Below are 14,477 nucleotides of genomic sequence, written 5' to 3'. Positions count from 1 at the left end.
CGAAAAGCACCCGGGGCATACGGAAAAGCAGAGGAAGGCGCAGAACAATTAAGGTTTTGTGGCGTTGTCCCGGCACAGGGAAAGCCAGAGGTTGAATGGGGGTAGGAGGAATGAGCATGCGCCAACCGGATTGGCAGATCGCGGCTGGAACGGCGCCACGGGGCGGCGATGCCCAGGCGGTCAGCGCGGCCGACATCCGGGCGCTTCTGGCCGACAGCGGCTGGTTGGCCACCGACGCTTCCGCCTTGTCCGACGAGGACGATCTCTACGCCGCCGGATTGACCTCCCACGGGTCGGTGAACCTGATGCTGGCGCTGGAGGAGCGCTACGGCGTCGAGTTCCCGGAACATCTGCTGCGCCGCCGCACCTTCGAGAGCATCGCGGCGATCCGTTCCGCGCTCGCTGGCCTGCTGGACGGCGCGCCGGGCGGGATGGGGGCCGGATGAAGGCTCCCGCGCCGGACAGCCTGCCTGCCATGGCGGCCGAGGCTGCCGCCGGAGCGGCGTCCGAGGCCGCCGCCATCGCCGGGCGCCATGCCGACAGTGTGGACCGCGAGGCGCGCTTTCCCGCTGAAGCCTTCGCCGCTTTGCGCGAGGCACGGCTGCTCGGCCTGATGGTGCCGCGGGCGTTCGGTGGTGGCGGTGGCGGTCTGACCGACGCCGCGGCGGTGGCCCACGCGCTGGCCCAGACATGCCCGTCCACCGGGCTGATCTACGCCATGCACCAGATCCAAGTGGCCTGCCTCGTGCGCCATGGGCAGGGCAGCGACTGGCACCGTGGCTTCCTGGAGCGGTTGGCCGGGGAGCAGCTCCTTCTCGCCTCCGCGACGACCGAGGCCGGGATCGGAGGTGACGTACGCTCCAGCGCCTGCGCGGTGACCGGCACGGTGGAGGGCGAGACAGGCGGTGCCTTCCGGCTGGAAAAGCAGGCGACGGTCATCTCCTACGGGATGGAGGCCGATGCGATCCTGGTGACGGCACGGCGCACGGCGGACTCGCCGCCCTCCGATCAGGTCATCGTTCCGGTGCTGCGCGGGCAGACTCACTTGGAGGAGATCGGCGGCTGGGACACGCTGGGCATGCGGGGCACCCGCAGCGTCGGCTACCGGCTGGTGGCGGAGGCGGAGCGGGCGCAGATCCTGCCGCTGCCCTACGCCGACATCTCCGCCCGCACCATGCTGCCGGTGACCCACATCCTGTGGAGCAGCGTCTGGCTGGGCATCGCGACGGACGCGGTGGCGCGGGCCGCCGCCTTCATCCGGGCGGAGGCGCGCAAGCGTCCCGGCACCCCGCCGCCGGGGGCGCGGCGGCTGGCCGAGGCGACCGCCGGGCTCCAGGCCATGCGCGGCATGGTGCGCGGTGCGCTCGCCCGGTTCGAGGAGGCGGCGGACAATCCCGACCGTCTCACCTCGCTGGGCTTCGCGGTCGCCATGAACACGCTGAAGACCGAAGCGGCGGAGATGGTGGTGCGGATCGTGGGGCAGGCGATGCTGGCCGGCGGCTTGGCCGCCTACCGCAACGACAGCCCCCACAGCCTGGGCCGCCACCTGCGCGACGCCCACTCGGCGCCGCTGATGATCAACAACGACCGGATACTGGGCAACACGGCGAACCTGCTGCTGGCGCACAGGGACAACGGTTCTCTCTTCGGCTGAGGCTTTCTCGGAACGGAATGCGGCGGATGGACATGCGGGCAGAGGGCACACCGGTGGAGAATGGGCAGGCGGCGTTCCGCGACGCGCTGATCGCGGCCGGGCTGCTGATCCCCACGGGGGTCGATGGGCTGTATGGCCGCAGCGGCGTCTTCGAGGACGTCGTGGAGCGCTTCAACGACCTGATCACCACCTGGGGCGGCGAAGACGGGGCGGACGTCATGCGCTTTCCCCCGGGGGTGGCCCGCCATCAGTTCGAACAGAGCGGCTATCTGAAGAGCTTTCCGCATCTGGCCGGAACCGTTCACGCCTTCAAGGGCGAAGAGCGCGCCCATCAATCCCTGCTGCGCCGGCTGGAGGAGGGGGAGGAGTGGACCGACGCCCAGATGGCGACCAACGTCGTCCTGACCCCCGCCGCCTGCTACCCCGTCTACCCCACCATCGCGGAGCGCGGGCCGCTGCCCGCCGACGGCGCGCTGGTCGACGTCTATTCCTACTGCTTCCGCCATGAACCGTCGCTGGACCCGGCGCGGATGCAGATGTTCCGGATGCGCGAATATGTGTGCGCCGGCACGCCGGAGCAGGTGATGGAATTCCGGCAAAGCTGGGTGGAGCGGGGGCGGGCGCTGATGGAATCGCTGGCCCTGCCGGTGGCCGTCGATCTGGCGAACGACCCCTTCTTCGGGCGGGCCGGGCGGATGCTGGCGGCCAGCCAGCGCGACCAGGGCCTGAAATTCGAACTGCTGATCCCCATCGCGTCGGCGGAGCAGCCCACCGCCTGCCTCAGCTTCAATTACCATCAGGATCATTTCGGGCTGCTGTGGGATCTTCGCACCCCGGACGGCGCGGTCGCCCACACGGCCTGTGTCGGCTTCGGGATGGAGCGGGTGGCGCTGGCGCTGTTCCGCCATCACGGCTTCGACGTGAAAGCGTGGCCCGCCGCCGTGCGTGCCGTCCTCTGGGGTTGAGCGGGCAGGGGAGGCCGGGCATGGCGCATCCGCTCGACAGGCCGGACCGCGACTGGGCGGAGACCAACTGCTACACCGACCTGTGGATCGGGCTGCTGCGGGCGCTGGAGATGGAGCCGATGGCCGCCCTGGCCTTCACCGTCGCCCAGGATTTCGAGGGCGACCAGTTCACCTTCTTCAAGGTGCCGCCGGAAGACCTGCGCCGCCTTTACGGGTTGGAGGTGCAGGAACTCGCCCTCTACGACCGGGTGGAGGCCCACGCGGCGGTGCAGGTGGCGCGCGGGCGTCCCGTGCTGGTCGAGGTGGACGGCTATCACCTGCCGGACACGCGGGGAACGTCGTATCGCGCGCAGCACGTCAAGACGACCATCGCGATTCTCGGCATGGACGCGGGTGTGCGGCGGCTGGACTACATCCACAACGCCGGGCGCTTCATGCTGGAAGGGGAGGACTACGACGGCCTGTTCGCCCCCGCTCCCCTGTTCCCCTACGTGGAGTTCGTGAAGCGCAGCGGCCCTGCGTTGGAGGGGGAGGCCCTGATGGACGCGTCCCGCGGGCTGCTGTCCCACCATCTGCGCCGTCGCCCGGCGGGAAACCCCATCACCGCCTTCCGAGCCGCGCTCCCGGAGCATCTGGAGGTTCTGGCCGCCCGGTCCATGGACTATTTCCATCTCTACGCCTTCAACACGCTGCGACAGGTCGGGGCGAACTTCGAGCTTCTCGGGATGCACGTCCGTTGGATCGGCGGGCCGGCGGACGCGGTGGAGGCCTGCACCAGCCTCTCCGCCACCGCCAAGGCCTTTCAGTTCCAGCTCGCACGCGGTGTGCACCGGCGGCGCTTCGGCGATTACGCGGAACCGCTCGAGGCGATGGAGCGAGCGTACGACCATGCGCTCGGCGCGCTGGTCCGCCGTTACGGGTGACGGAGGATGGCGCGCCTTCACGCCGTGACCGGCCGCAGCGTGACGCCCCTGTCCGCGGGGTGGGAGCTGTGCGTGACCGAGCCGGGCGGAACGCCCGCAGGGGATTGGCTGCCCGCCCCGGTGCCTGGCACCGTCGCCCAGGCTTTGCGCGCGGCGGGGCTCTACCGGCTGGGTGATCCGCTTCCCCTCCACGACCGCGACGTCTGGTACCGGGTGACGCTGACTGGTGACGGGCCTTGCACCCTGCGCTTCCATGGCCTCGCCACCGTCGCGGAGGTCTGGCTGGACGGCAAGTGCATCCTGGCCAGCGACAGCATGTTCCAGCGCTACGACGTGCCGGTCACGCTGCGCGGCGCGCACGCGCTGCGCATCGTCTTTCGCGCCCTGAACCCGGTGCTGAAGACGCGGAAGGGGCGGGGCCGCTGGCCGGTCCGGCTTGCCGAGCCGGCGGGGCTGCGCGCGGTGCGGACCACGCTTCTGGGGCACATGCCCGGCTGGTGCCCGTCCGTGCCGGCGGTCGGCCCCTGGCGTCCGGTGGAGCTGATCACGGAGGATGGTCCGCTGCGCATCCGCTCGGCGGACATGCGCGCCACGCTGGAGGGACGGGACGGCAGCCTGTCCCTGACGCTGGCGGCGGCCTGGAACGGGTCCGCTCACCCGCCGGGCTGGCTGGAGGTGGGGGAGGCGCGGGCGCCGCTCCGCTGGACCGGGCCGGAGGAACTGCACGGCGACATCCGTCTGCCGGAGATCGAGCCATGGTGGCCGCACAGCCACGGCAAGCCGGCGCTCCACACCGTGCGCGCGGTGATCGGTGACGAGGGCATCGAATTGGGCCGCACCGGCTTCCGCCGCATCGAGCGCGAGCCCGGCGACGGCTTCGCCCTGCGCATCAACGGCGAGCGGGTCTTCTGCCGCGGCGCGTGCTGGAGCAGCCCCGACATCGTGACCCTGCCGGGGACGCGGGACGCCTACACCCCCTGGCTGGAAACGGCGCGGCAAGCCGGCATGACCATGCTGCGCGTGCCTGGTATCGCCGTATACGAGGCCGACGCCTTCTTCGACCTGTGCGATGAGATGGGAATTCTCGTCTGGCAGGACTTCATGTTCGCCAATTTCGACTATCCGGCCGACGAGCCGTTCCTCGACGGCGCCCGACGGGAAGCGGCGCAATTGCTCGACCGGGTGCAGGCCTCGCCGTCGCTGGCCGTGCTGTGCGGCGGCAGCGAGGCGGAGCAGCAGGCGGCCATGCTCGGCCTGCCGCGCGAACGCTGGAGCCAGCCGCTGTTCGACACCGTCCTGCGGGACGAGGCGGAACGGTGGCGGCCCGACGTGCCCTACGTGACCAACTCCCCGACCGGCGGGCCGCTGCCCTTCGCCGCCGACACCGGCGTGACCCACTATTACGGCGTCGGGGCCTATCTCCGCCCGCTGGAGGACGCGCGCCGGGCGAATATTCGCTTCGCCCCCGAATGCCTCGCCTTCGCCAACATGCCGGCGGCCGGGGCGCTGCCCGGCGTGCCGGCGGTCCACGACCCGCGCTGGAAGACGCGCGTGCCGCGCGACCCCGGCGCTCCGTGGGATTTCGAGGATGTGCGGGACCATTACCTGTGGACGCTGCACGGCGTCGATCCCATGCTTCTGCGTTACGAGGACCCCGACCGCTACGCGCGGCTGTCGCGCGCCGTGACGGGTGAGGTGATGGAGGCCGTCTTCGCGGAATGGCGTCGGGTCGGCTCTCCTTGCGCAGGCGGGCTGGTCTGGATGTTCCAGGACGTCTGGCCGGGGGCCGGCTGGGGCGTGGTCGATTCCGCGGGTGTGCCGAAGGCGGCGTGGCACGCCTTGCGCCGCGCCTTTCGGCCCGTGCAGGTCCTGCTGACCGACGAGGGGGTGAACGGGCTGGCGATCCATTTGCTGAACGAGACGGCGGAGCCGGTGGACGCGGTGTTGACCCTGACCGCCCTGCGGCGGGGCGGGGTGCCGGTGCTGCGTGCCGAGCGGACGTTCACCCTGCCGCCGCGCAGCGCCCAGGTCATGGCGGCGGCGTCTCTGCCCGACCGCTTCGTCGATCTGACCGGTGCTTACCGTTTCGGTCCGCCCACCCACGACGCGGTGGTGGCGGCCCTCTCCGACGCGCGCTCCGGCGCTGCGGTGGCGGAGGCCTTTTACTTCCCGCAGGGCGGGCGGATGGAACGCGCGGATGTGGGCTTGGACGCCCGCGTGGAGCGGATGGGGGAGGGGTGGCATCTGGTGCTGTCCAGCCGGCGCCTCGCCCGCTCCGTCCACATCGAGGACGACGGGTTCCGGGGGGAGGAGGAATGGTTCCATCTCCCGCCGGGAATGGAGCGCCGGATCAGGCTGATCGCGCGCAACTCCGGCGCGGCGGTGCCCGATGGCGAGGTTCATGCGTTGAACGGCCTGGACGCAACGCGCTACCGGGGGGCAACATGACGCCCGATCCGTCCACGCCCGTTCTGTTCGAGGGCTGCTTCGGCTGGCTGCACCCGGCCGGTGGGCACCGCGGCGTCGTGCTGTGCGCGCCTTACGGTGGCGAGGCGTTGGCCACCCACCGGGCGTGGCGCCGCTTTGCCGAGGCTCTGGCCGCGGCTGGGCTGCCGGTGTTGCGCTTCGACTATCCCGGCACCGGAAACAGCGCCGGCGGGGAGGGCGATCCGTCCCGCCTGGAGGCGTGGCTCGGCGGCATCCGGGCGGCCGTCACCCATCTGCGCACGGTCACCGGGGTCGAGGAGGTGGCTCTGGTGGGCCTGCGGCTGGGCGCCCTGCTCGCCGCGGTGGCGGCGCGCGCGGCGAGGGCGGACGCGCTGGTTCTGCTGGCGCCTTTTCCTTCGGGCCGGACCTTTCTGCAGGAGTTGCGGGCGGTCGCCCTGCTCGCCGAGCGGCCGGCGGATGCCCCGCCCGCGGTCGGGCCGGAGGGGATCGACAGCGCCGGCTTCCGCCTGACGCCGGAGACGGCGGAGGCTCTGCGGGTGCTCGACCTCACGCGGATGACGGAAACCCCGGCCCGGCGGGTGCTGATCCTCGACCGCCCTGAGGGACGCGCCGCCGCTCTGGCGGAGCGGTTCCGCGCGCTGGGGGCCGATGTCGAGGAGGCGCCTTTTCCCGACCACGCGCGGCTGATCACCAGCGTGCAGCACGCGATTCTCGACTGCTCGGCCTTCACGCGGGCGGCGGCCTGGCTGACGCAGGACATGGCGCCAGCCGAACGGCGGTCAGTGGCGGAAACCTTCATCCCGCGCCTGAGGCTCGCCGACGCGGTGGAGCGCCCGCTCCGTTTCGGCCCCGCCGCCGGTCTGTTCGGCATCCTCTGCGAACCCGCGACTGTCGCGGTCACCGGCCTGCCCGCCGTGCTGCTGCTGAACAGCGGCGCCACGCCCCACACCGGCACCGGGCGCATGTCGGTGCGGCTGGCCCGCCGGCTGGCGGCGCGGGGGATCGCCTCCCTGCGCATGGATCTGGGCGGGCTGGGGGACAGCGCGTCGAAGCCGGGGCGCCGTGACGGGCTGATCTATTGCCGTGACATGGTGGAGGACGCGCAGGACGGGTTGGACGCGCTGGCTGCGGCGGGGCACGGTGCCGCCGTGGCCGTGGGGCTGTGCGCCGGGGCGGCGGTGGCGCTGCGCGTCGCGCTGGCCGACCCGCGGGTGGTCGGGCTGGCGCTGGTCAATCCGGGCCGCTTCGTTCTGGGAGACGGGGTGACGCAGGAGGAGGCCATCGGCAGCGCGGTGAAGCCGGCCGCTGCCTATCTTCCCCGGCTGACCGAGCCGGCGGTGTGGCGGGCCATCCTGCGCCAGGACCGCAAGGCGTCGCGCGTTGCGCGTGGCCTGTCGGAACGGGCGGCCCGCCGGCTGCGCATCGGGGCCGGGCGCCTGCGCGCCGGGCTGACGGGGGGCGGCTACGCCCGCGACGACGTGCTCTACGCCTTCAAGGCGCTGTCCGACCGCGGAGTCCGCACGCTGATGGTCCACAGCGCGGGCGACGTGACTCTGGGCGAACTGGAGGCGCAGGCCGGGGCGGGCGGCGGGCGGCTGCGCCGGATGGGCGGGCTGTGGATGGAGCGCCTCGCCGGGGCCGATCATAGCCTGATGGAGCGCGCCGCGCGGGAGCGCTTTGCCGACCTGCTGGATAAGCTGCTGGACCAAATCGGCACGGGCGCGACGGGCACCGTGCGCGGGAAAGGCCCCGGCCCACCGGAAGGGACCGGGGCTCTCCGCGTCAATCACGCGACGGGAAATAGCCCAGCATGAAGATGAAGAAAAACAGCGACTGGTAGGGCTGCAGGTTGTTGAGGGGGGTCGGGCCGGTGACGCCGCCCCCCGCGCTCACGGCGATGCTGGCGCCCGTTGGACCCCCGCTGACCGTGCCCTGGGTGGAGAGCGCGCCGGTCAGCGAGCTTCCGCTGGGCGGGGTCGGCAGGCTCGAGGCCGGGATGTAGGGTCCGTTGACGGCGACGTCGGTGCTCGGATCGATGAACTGCCCACCCAGCACCACGGGGTTGCCGGACGGGCTGTTGCTGGTGCCGACGGCGGGGTTCAGCGGGACCGTGACCGTCGCATTGAACGGCACGCTGCCGCCCGCGCTGCCGCCCTGGAAGGATGCGGCGTGGGGGTGCAGCGGCAGGTTGGCGCCGCTGACCGTCGTGTACTGTGTGCCTCCCGAATTCCCGGGGTTGAGCGTGGTGCCGGTGTAGGGGCTGATCCCCGGCCCCACCATCACGCGGCCGCGCAGGTCGGGCAGGTTGAACGTCGAATTGGCCTGCCCGCCGCCGAAGGCGCCGGCCGTGACCGCCCACAAGGCTTGGTACTGCTGGGAGTTGACGGTCTGTCCCAGACATTGCTGGGTGTTCACCGGGGCGAAGTTGCCGGCGAATGGAAAGATGGTGCCTAGGTAGAAGTCCATGGCGAGATCTCCGGTGGATTCGATGCGCTGGGGCGGACGGTGTGCGGTGATGCCGCGAAATGGAACGTGGCGGCCGGACTCAATTCAGGATCAGTTCGAAACAGCCCCGGTCGTGGGCGCGTGGGATGACGCGCACGATGTAGAACGGACCCATCAGTCCCATCGTCGGATGGTCGATCTGGAAATAGCCGTTCCACAGCTGGCTGGGGCCGTAGGTCTCGAACAGAGCCGAAAAGGACGTGCGCTTCGCCCAGCGCGGCGTGCATTCCGGACGTGCCGTCAGCTTCGTCAACTCGACGTCCGTGATCGCGGACCCGTCCTCAGGGCTCAGGAAGCGGAACGTCTGGCCGAGATGCGGGGCGAACATCTCGTGAGACAGGGTGGCGATGTCGATGGTCATCTCAAAGGTCCGGGCTCAAGTTCTGAAGGTACGGCTGTCGTTTCGGGCATAGGAAGCCGACGCGCCGCATCCGTCCATCCGCTGTTCGACTGATCAGGGTGTGCCCCGGCTCAATCGCGCATCGGGTAGATGCCGCTGGTGACGATCAGCATGGTCAGGGTCAGATAGGGTTGCATATTGTTCAGCGCCGTCGGGTTGGAGACGCCGCCGCCGGCCGAAACGCTCACCGTGCCCGTCAGCCCGCCCATCGTGACGGTGCCGGAAGCCGAACCGACCAGCGCCGAGCCGCTCGGGGCGGTGCCGGAGCTGTAGGGGCCGTCCATGGTGATGCCGACGCCGGGATCGTTGAGCTGGAACGCGCCGAGATAGTTGTTGCCGCCCGCCGGGGTGGCGCTGGAGCCGACGCTGGTGCTCACGGGGATGGCCGCGGCGGCGGTGACGGTCGCGTTGGTGCTGCTGCCCGACGGCGTGAAGGACGCGGCGTGGGTGTGCAGGGGCAGGTTCTGGGCAGTGATGAGATTGTTCGCGGCCCCGCCGTTGTTCCCCGGATTGAGCGTCTGATTGTTCAGGTAGGGGCTGGTGCCCGAACCGACCATGACGCGGCCGCGCAGATCCGGCAGATTGAAGTTGGTGGTGCCATTGCCGCCGTACATCGCCCCCGTGATGGCGAACAGGGCCTGGTTTTGGCTGACCTGCATCTGCTGGCCCAAACACTGGGCGGTGAACTGCGGAGCGTAGGCGCCGGCGAACGGAATGACCAGACCGAGGTAAACTTCCATGGTGAAACCTCCTGTGTATGAAACCGGTTGCGGCGGCCTGTGGCCAGCGTCCCCCTAAGGACGCGCCACTCCGCCGAATGTGATAGAAAGCATGCCGTTATATTCTCCTGAACGGCTAGTGCCTGAGCAATGGACGATACAAAAAGTTACTTTTTTCGATTGTTATCTTTGCATTGCGATCCTACGGTTGCATATTCACGTATGTGTTTGGCCGCCGCCGGATTGTGGGCGATGCGTCCGCTTGATCGCCGGCGGTGTCGGGCTGTCTTCGGTTACGGTCGCTCCGCACCGGGCCGGCGCCGAGGCGGACGACTCGAGGGGCACCCGCCACCGTGAAGGTCCGCAGCGGCGATTCTTGCGTGAGGTCCGCATCTTCGGCTATTCAGGGCGCACGCTTGTGCTACCGGAAGGGGTGAGGCCGATGGCCGTTCTGAATGGGTCGCTGCCGCTGCTCGGCGGGTTGACGGTGCGCTTCCCCCGCCCATCGGACGACGACTTCCTGATGGGTCTGTTCATGGACGCGCGCCCCTGGCTGGCCAAGGCGCATCACGACCGCGACTTCATCCGGACGCTCTACGAACAGCAGTACGGTGCGCGGCGGATGGGGCAGGAGAGCCGGTATCCGGAGCATCTGGATTTCGTTGTCGAAAAGACGGGCCAGCCGGTTGGGCGGATCATCATGGATCTGGGACGCTATGACTGGCGCGTGTCGGAGGTGGAGATCCATCGTCTGGCCCGTGGCAAGGGCATCGGCACCGATCTGCTGCGCAGCTTCCAGGGGACCGCGGCGCAAATGCGCATCCCGATCACTTTGTCGGTGGCCGAGGTGGATACGCGCGTTCATTGGTTCTATCACCGGTTGGGCTTCGATCTTCTGGCGAAAACATCACCATCTCTTGAGCTGATCTGGTTGCCGCCCGGTCACCCGGGAATCCAGCACTTGCCGCCGCAGATTCTGCCGGCCCAGATGCAGCAGGGCGGCGCCTCCTGACGCTGGTTCCTTGGTAACGCGGTCGGGCGATCCGCTTCCTTTGTGGTGAATACCGGCACAGTCACTGCATTGCGGACCTGTGACATCGGTGCGCAGTGTTATGCACGCAAATGTTTGACTTCGCCACGCTGTGCGCTCGCCAGGGGCGAACTCGCGGCGTGAAAAGCATACCAATATATGCGTTCATTTCAGTCATGAAATAGAGAGCGCAGCGTGGAAACAAATGCATCGAATTATGACGCTCTGCTCTCCTCGATGATGCGAATCGACGCAAATCGGGCGCCTCTTTTGCTGTCTTTATAGACGCATGCGCTGTCAACCACTGCGAAAAGGTGGTATTCTCCCGCAGGCTATTCACTTTTTGGTGACCGCTTTGGACGTAGGGTCGGGCGGTGTCGCGTATGGCGGGAGACGGATGATGGCGCGCAAGCGTGGTTCGAACGGCAACGGTGTGACTGGGCAGTCCGGCAAGACGCACAAGCCGTCCTCATCGATGTTCGCGATGGCTCTCGAACCACGCTTCATGTTCGACGCGGCAGGCGCCGTCACGGTTGCCGAGGTCCATCATCAACCCGATCAGCCCGCGCCGGGCGACAAGGGCGCCAGCAAAGCCACCGATGCCGACAAGCTTGTCGATTGGGCCATCAAGGAGTCGATCGTTCCCCTCGCGGCGTCGTCCCCGGCCGCCTCCACTCCATCACCCACCGAACCGGCGGCGGTGACGGCGCGGCTCGCCGAAATCCAGGGGGCGGTCCGGTCAGTGGTGTTCGTCGACACCAGCGTGTCCGACTACCAGACGCTGCTCAAGGACATCGCCCCCGACGCCAAGGTCGTCCTGCTCGACTCCCAGCAGGAGGCGCTCGGCCAGATGGCGAAGGCGCTGTCCGGGATGTCCGGCCTGGATTCCGTCCAGATCGTCAGCCATGGCAACGAAGGCCATCTCTACATCGCCGGCCGCGCCTATTGGGCGGACGGGCTGGCGAACCGCGCGCAGGATCTCCAGGCGATCGGCGCCGCGCTGAAGCCCGGCGGCGACATCCTTTTCTACGCCTGCAACGTCGGCGCCGGACAGGCGGGGCAGGAGTTCGTTCAGACGATCCATCAGCTCACCGGAGCCGACGTGGCGGTGTCCGGCGACGAGACCGGCAACGCCGCCGGGCAGAACTGGACGCTGGAGGTGCAAAGCGGGGCCATCGAGGCGGCGATTCCCTTCGCGCGCGCATCCATGCAGACCTTCAGCGGCCGGCTGGGAACCGTCGTCGTCACCTCGGCGACCGGAACGGCGGCGGGATCGTTGAACCACGCGATCACGAACGCGGCTGACGGGGACGTGATCGAGTTCGACTCGGCGCTGGCGTCCAGCAAGGTTTCCCTGGGCGTCACGACAAGCTTCCTGACGGCGCCGGCTCAGAACTTCACGATCAACGGTGATGTGAACGGCGACGGTATCGCCGACATCACGATCTCCGGCGACAACGGCGACAACACGACCACGTCGGCGGACTACCGGGGCATCATCTTCAATGCGACCGGCAAGACGCTGACGGTCAAGAACGTGATCATGGAGCGCTTTTATTCGGGAACCAACGCCGCGCTGGGCGCCCTGACGGTGCAACTCGGGTCACTCGAAGTGGATGGCGTCACCTTCAGGGACAATCTGAACAACCCCATCGCCACATACGCCACGACGACATCCCTGACGATCAGGAACTCGGTTTTTCGTGACAACTTCGCTGTGGTGAGCAGTACGGCGGGCTTCGCGGTCGTTAAATCGCAGGTGGCCGGAACGCTGACGATCGAGAACAGTCTGTTCGCGGACAACAACTACGTCATGAACATGGGCTCGGGTTCGGCTCTCTTCGCGGGCTCCATCATTACGCAAAACAACAACTACAACACTGCTGCCTTTACGGTAAACATACGCAACATCACCATTGTCAACAACAGTTACATCAACAATGATTCCGCTGCCGCCAATGTCAAGACGGCGGGCATTGGCGTCTATTCCGGTGGAGCAGCGGGCGCGGCGACGCTGAACGTTTACAACACGATCATCGCGGGGAACTCCGGCAACCTTGCCGGGACGAGTTTTGCCGATCCGAACGCCATCAATTACAACTCTGGCAGCGTAATCTTCAATCAAAGCAACAATTATCAGGGCGCCATAACCGGCAACGCGACCTTCGTCGATTCCACCAACGCCACTAAGAGCCTGCGCGATTATCGTCCGGCCTCGACCGCGACGACCTTCATCAACGCCGGCGACAGCAGCAACGCGAACCGCTACGGTGGGAGCTACGACATCCGCGGCATCGACCGCATCCGTGACGGTGCGCTCGACCTCGGTGCGTACGAGGTTCACTGGAGCGCCGGAGCGCCGACCGTCGACCTGAACGGGGCGGGAGGTGGAAGCGACGAGTCCGTCAGCAGCGGGACTCCCAGTTCCGGCGTGCTTATCGCGCCCAGCGCCACCGTGGCGCAGACCGACAGCGACACCCGCCTGCTCGGCGCCACCGTTGCCTTGAGCGGCGTGGTCGATACCGGAAACGAAACGCTGACGCTCTCCACGGCGGATATCAGTACCGCCAAGACCTACGGCATCGCGGTGCTCGCCAACAACGGCGCCACGATCACCTTGAGCGGTGCGGCTTCCGTGGCGAACTATCAGGCGGTGATCCGTCTGATCCAGTACAAGAACACCGCCGGCAGCTTCACCCCGGGCGCGCGCACCGCCACGGTCACTGTCAACGACGGCGAGACGACCAGCACCGCGCGGACCAGCACCATCACCCTCAGCGCTGGCGTCGACACCACGCAGCCGACCGTCTCCAGCATCGCTGTGTCCGGGTCTCCGGCGGCCAACGCGTCCTCGGTCAGCTACACCGTGACCTTCAGCGAAGGCGTGTCCGGCGTGGACGCCGCCGACTTCACCCTGGCGACGACCGGCACGGCCTCCGGCACGATCGGCACCGTCACCCAGGTGTCGGCCAGCGTCTACACGGTTTCGATCACCGGTATCTCCGGTGCCGGCACGCTGGGGCTGAACCTGAAGGGCACCGGCACCGGAATCAAGGACACGGCGAACAACGACATCGCCGCGGGCTTCACCGGTAGCACCCACACGGTGGACCAGGTGGCGCCAACCTTCGACGTCGCTGCCGCAACATCCAGCATCACCAACACCGGCTTTACCCTGTCCGCCAGTCTCAACGAGGCGGGGACCATTTACTATGTCCTGGTTCCCCGCAACGCGACCGCCCCGACCGCCGCGGAAGTGGAAGCGGGCACGGCTTCCGGCGGCGGAACGGCGCTGAAGTCCGGCAGCCTGAGCGCTTCGTCGTCCCCGTTCGACGGCAGCGGATCGATCACCGGGCTGACCGCCGGTACCAACTACGACCTCTATGTCGTAGCGAAGGACAGCGCCGGGAATCTTATGAGTGCGCCAGTCAAGATCAACGTCTCAACGACGGGGGGCTCTTCGAACGGCGCGCCGGTGAACACGGTGGTTCCGACGGTGTCGGGCACGGCGACGGTGGGCAACGCGCTGACCCGGGTGAATGGTACCTGGAGCGATCCGGACGGCGACTCGCTGAGCTACACCTACCAATGGTATCGGGCCGACGACACCAACGGCACCAACGCCGCGTCGATCAGTGGGGCGACCAGCGCCAGCTACACGCTGACCACGTCGGACGCGCATAAGTACCTGCGCGTGGCGGTGATCGCGAACGACGGCAACTCCAACACGACGACCGCCTATTCCGCCTACACGGCGATCCTGAACAGCGCGCCGGTGAACAGCGCGGTGCCGAGCGTGAGCGGCACGGCGACGGTGGGCAACGCGCTGACGA

At 68.4% G+C, this 14,477-nt stretch carries 11 protein-coding genes; 8 read left to right on the top strand and 3 right to left on the bottom strand.

What is annotated here, in order from left to right; translation table 11 throughout:
- Positions 1–116: 116 nt before the first annotated feature.
- Genes Q4I23_RS09755 through Q4I23_RS09730 form a run of 6 tightly spaced genes read left to right on the top strand, consistent with a single transcriptional unit; the run spans position 117 to position 7,804 of the window.
- Positions 117–446 (top strand): acyl carrier protein, encoded by a 330-nt coding sequence (locus Q4I23_RS09755; RefSeq protein WP_498526095.1) that lies wholly within the window; start codon positions 117–119, stop codon positions 444–446.
- Positions 443–1,654: an acyl-CoA dehydrogenase family protein gene (locus tag Q4I23_RS09750; RefSeq protein ID WP_454016384.1), complete on the top strand. Its 1,212-nt coding sequence runs from the start codon at positions 443–445 to the stop codon at positions 1,652–1,654. Before Q4I23_RS09755 ends, Q4I23_RS09750 begins: the two co-directional genes overlap by 4 nt.
- A gap of 26 nt (positions 1,655–1,680) precedes the next feature.
- Entirely contained in the window at positions 1,681–2,619 is a 939-nt protein-coding gene (locus Q4I23_RS09745) for an amino acid--[acyl-carrier-protein] ligase (RefSeq protein WP_498526094.1), read from the top strand.
- Positions 2,620–2,639: 20 nt separating this feature from the next.
- On the top strand, positions 2,640–3,542 hold the full coding sequence (locus Q4I23_RS09740; protein ID WP_498526093.1) for a DUF1839 family protein: 903 nt from the start codon (positions 2,640–2,642) through the stop codon (positions 3,540–3,542).
- A gap of 6 nt (positions 3,543–3,548) precedes the next feature.
- Positions 3,549–5,990: a glycoside hydrolase family 2 protein gene (locus Q4I23_RS09735; protein WP_498526092.1), complete on the top strand. Its 2,442-nt coding sequence runs from the start codon at positions 3,549–3,551 to the stop codon at positions 5,988–5,990.
- On the top strand, positions 5,987–7,804 hold the full coding sequence (locus tag Q4I23_RS09730) for an alpha/beta fold hydrolase (RefSeq protein WP_498526091.1): 1,818 nt from the start codon (positions 5,987–5,989) through the stop codon (positions 7,802–7,804). The genes Q4I23_RS09735 and Q4I23_RS09730 overlap by 4 nt, the downstream gene beginning before the upstream one ends.
- On the opposite strand, the gene Q4I23_RS09725 is transcribed toward Q4I23_RS09730, so the two are convergent.
- The 3 genes from Q4I23_RS09725 to Q4I23_RS09715 form a co-directional block, all read right to left on the bottom strand.
- Positions 7,773–8,456, bottom strand: a complete 684-nt coding sequence (locus Q4I23_RS09725; protein ID WP_454016389.1) for a phage tail protein — start codon at positions 8,454–8,456, stop codon at positions 7,773–7,775. The two genes, Q4I23_RS09730 and Q4I23_RS09725, sit on opposite strands and share 32 nt — an antisense overlap.
- A gap of 79 nt (positions 8,457–8,535) precedes the next feature.
- Positions 8,536–8,856, bottom strand: coding sequence for a DUF6916 family protein (locus Q4I23_RS09720; protein WP_498526090.1), 321 nt, complete (start codon positions 8,854–8,856; stop codon positions 8,536–8,538).
- Between the two features lie 110 nt (positions 8,857–8,966).
- A complete protein-coding gene (locus Q4I23_RS09715; RefSeq protein WP_498526089.1) occupies positions 8,967–9,635 on the bottom strand; it encodes a phage tail protein in 669 nt (222 codons plus the stop codon).
- A 241-nt stretch (positions 9,636–9,876) separates the two neighbouring features.
- Between Q4I23_RS09715 and Q4I23_RS09710 the strand changes: the two genes are divergently transcribed.
- Both Q4I23_RS09710 and Q4I23_RS09705 read left to right on the top strand, forming a co-directional pair.
- A complete protein-coding gene (locus tag Q4I23_RS09710) occupies positions 9,877–10,626 on the top strand; it encodes a GNAT family N-acetyltransferase (protein ID WP_498526088.1) in 750 nt (249 codons plus the stop codon).
- 418 nt (positions 10,627–11,044) lie between these two features.
- On the top strand, positions 11,045–14,477 hold a 3,433-nt coding region (locus Q4I23_RS09705), incomplete at its 3' end, for a DUF4347 domain-containing protein (protein WP_498526087.1).

The sequence above is a fragment of the Azospirillum sp. UFLA03-27 genome, from assembly GCF_059803775.1.
Note: the sequence above shows the minus strand (reverse complement) of the source record. Positions and strands in the feature narration are given on the sequence as shown.

Excerpts from the sequence above, each read along its gene's own strand:
- Q4I23_RS09750 (WP_454016384.1), top strand. The coding sequence starts at position 443 with ATGAAGGCTCCCGCGCCGGACAGCCTGCCTGCCATGGCGGCCGAGGCT.
- Q4I23_RS09755 (WP_498526095.1), top strand. The coding sequence starts at position 117 with ATGCGCCAACCGGATTGGCAGATCGCGGCTGGAACGGCGCCACGGGGC.
- Q4I23_RS09745 (WP_498526094.1), top strand. The coding sequence starts at position 1,681 with ATGGACATGCGGGCAGAGGGCACACCGGTGGAGAATGGGCAGGCGGCG.
- Q4I23_RS09740 (WP_498526093.1), top strand. The coding sequence starts at position 2,640 with ATGGCGCATCCGCTCGACAGGCCGGACCGCGACTGGGCGGAGACCAAC.
- Q4I23_RS09715 (WP_498526089.1), bottom strand. The coding sequence starts at position 9,635 with ATGGAAGTTTACCTCGGTCTGGTCATTCCGTTCGCCGGCGCCTACGCT.
- Q4I23_RS09730 (WP_498526091.1), top strand. The coding sequence starts at position 5,987 with ATGACGCCCGATCCGTCCACGCCCGTTCTGTTCGAGGGCTGCTTCGGC.
- Q4I23_RS09725 (WP_454016389.1), bottom strand. The coding sequence starts at position 8,456 with ATGGACTTCTACCTAGGCACCATCTTTCCATTCGCCGGCAACTTCGCC.
- Q4I23_RS09735 (WP_498526092.1), top strand. The coding sequence starts at position 3,549 with ATGGCGCGCCTTCACGCCGTGACCGGCCGCAGCGTGACGCCCCTGTCC.
- Q4I23_RS09720 (WP_498526090.1), bottom strand. The coding sequence starts at position 8,856 with ATGACCATCGACATCGCCACCCTGTCTCACGAGATGTTCGCCCCGCAT.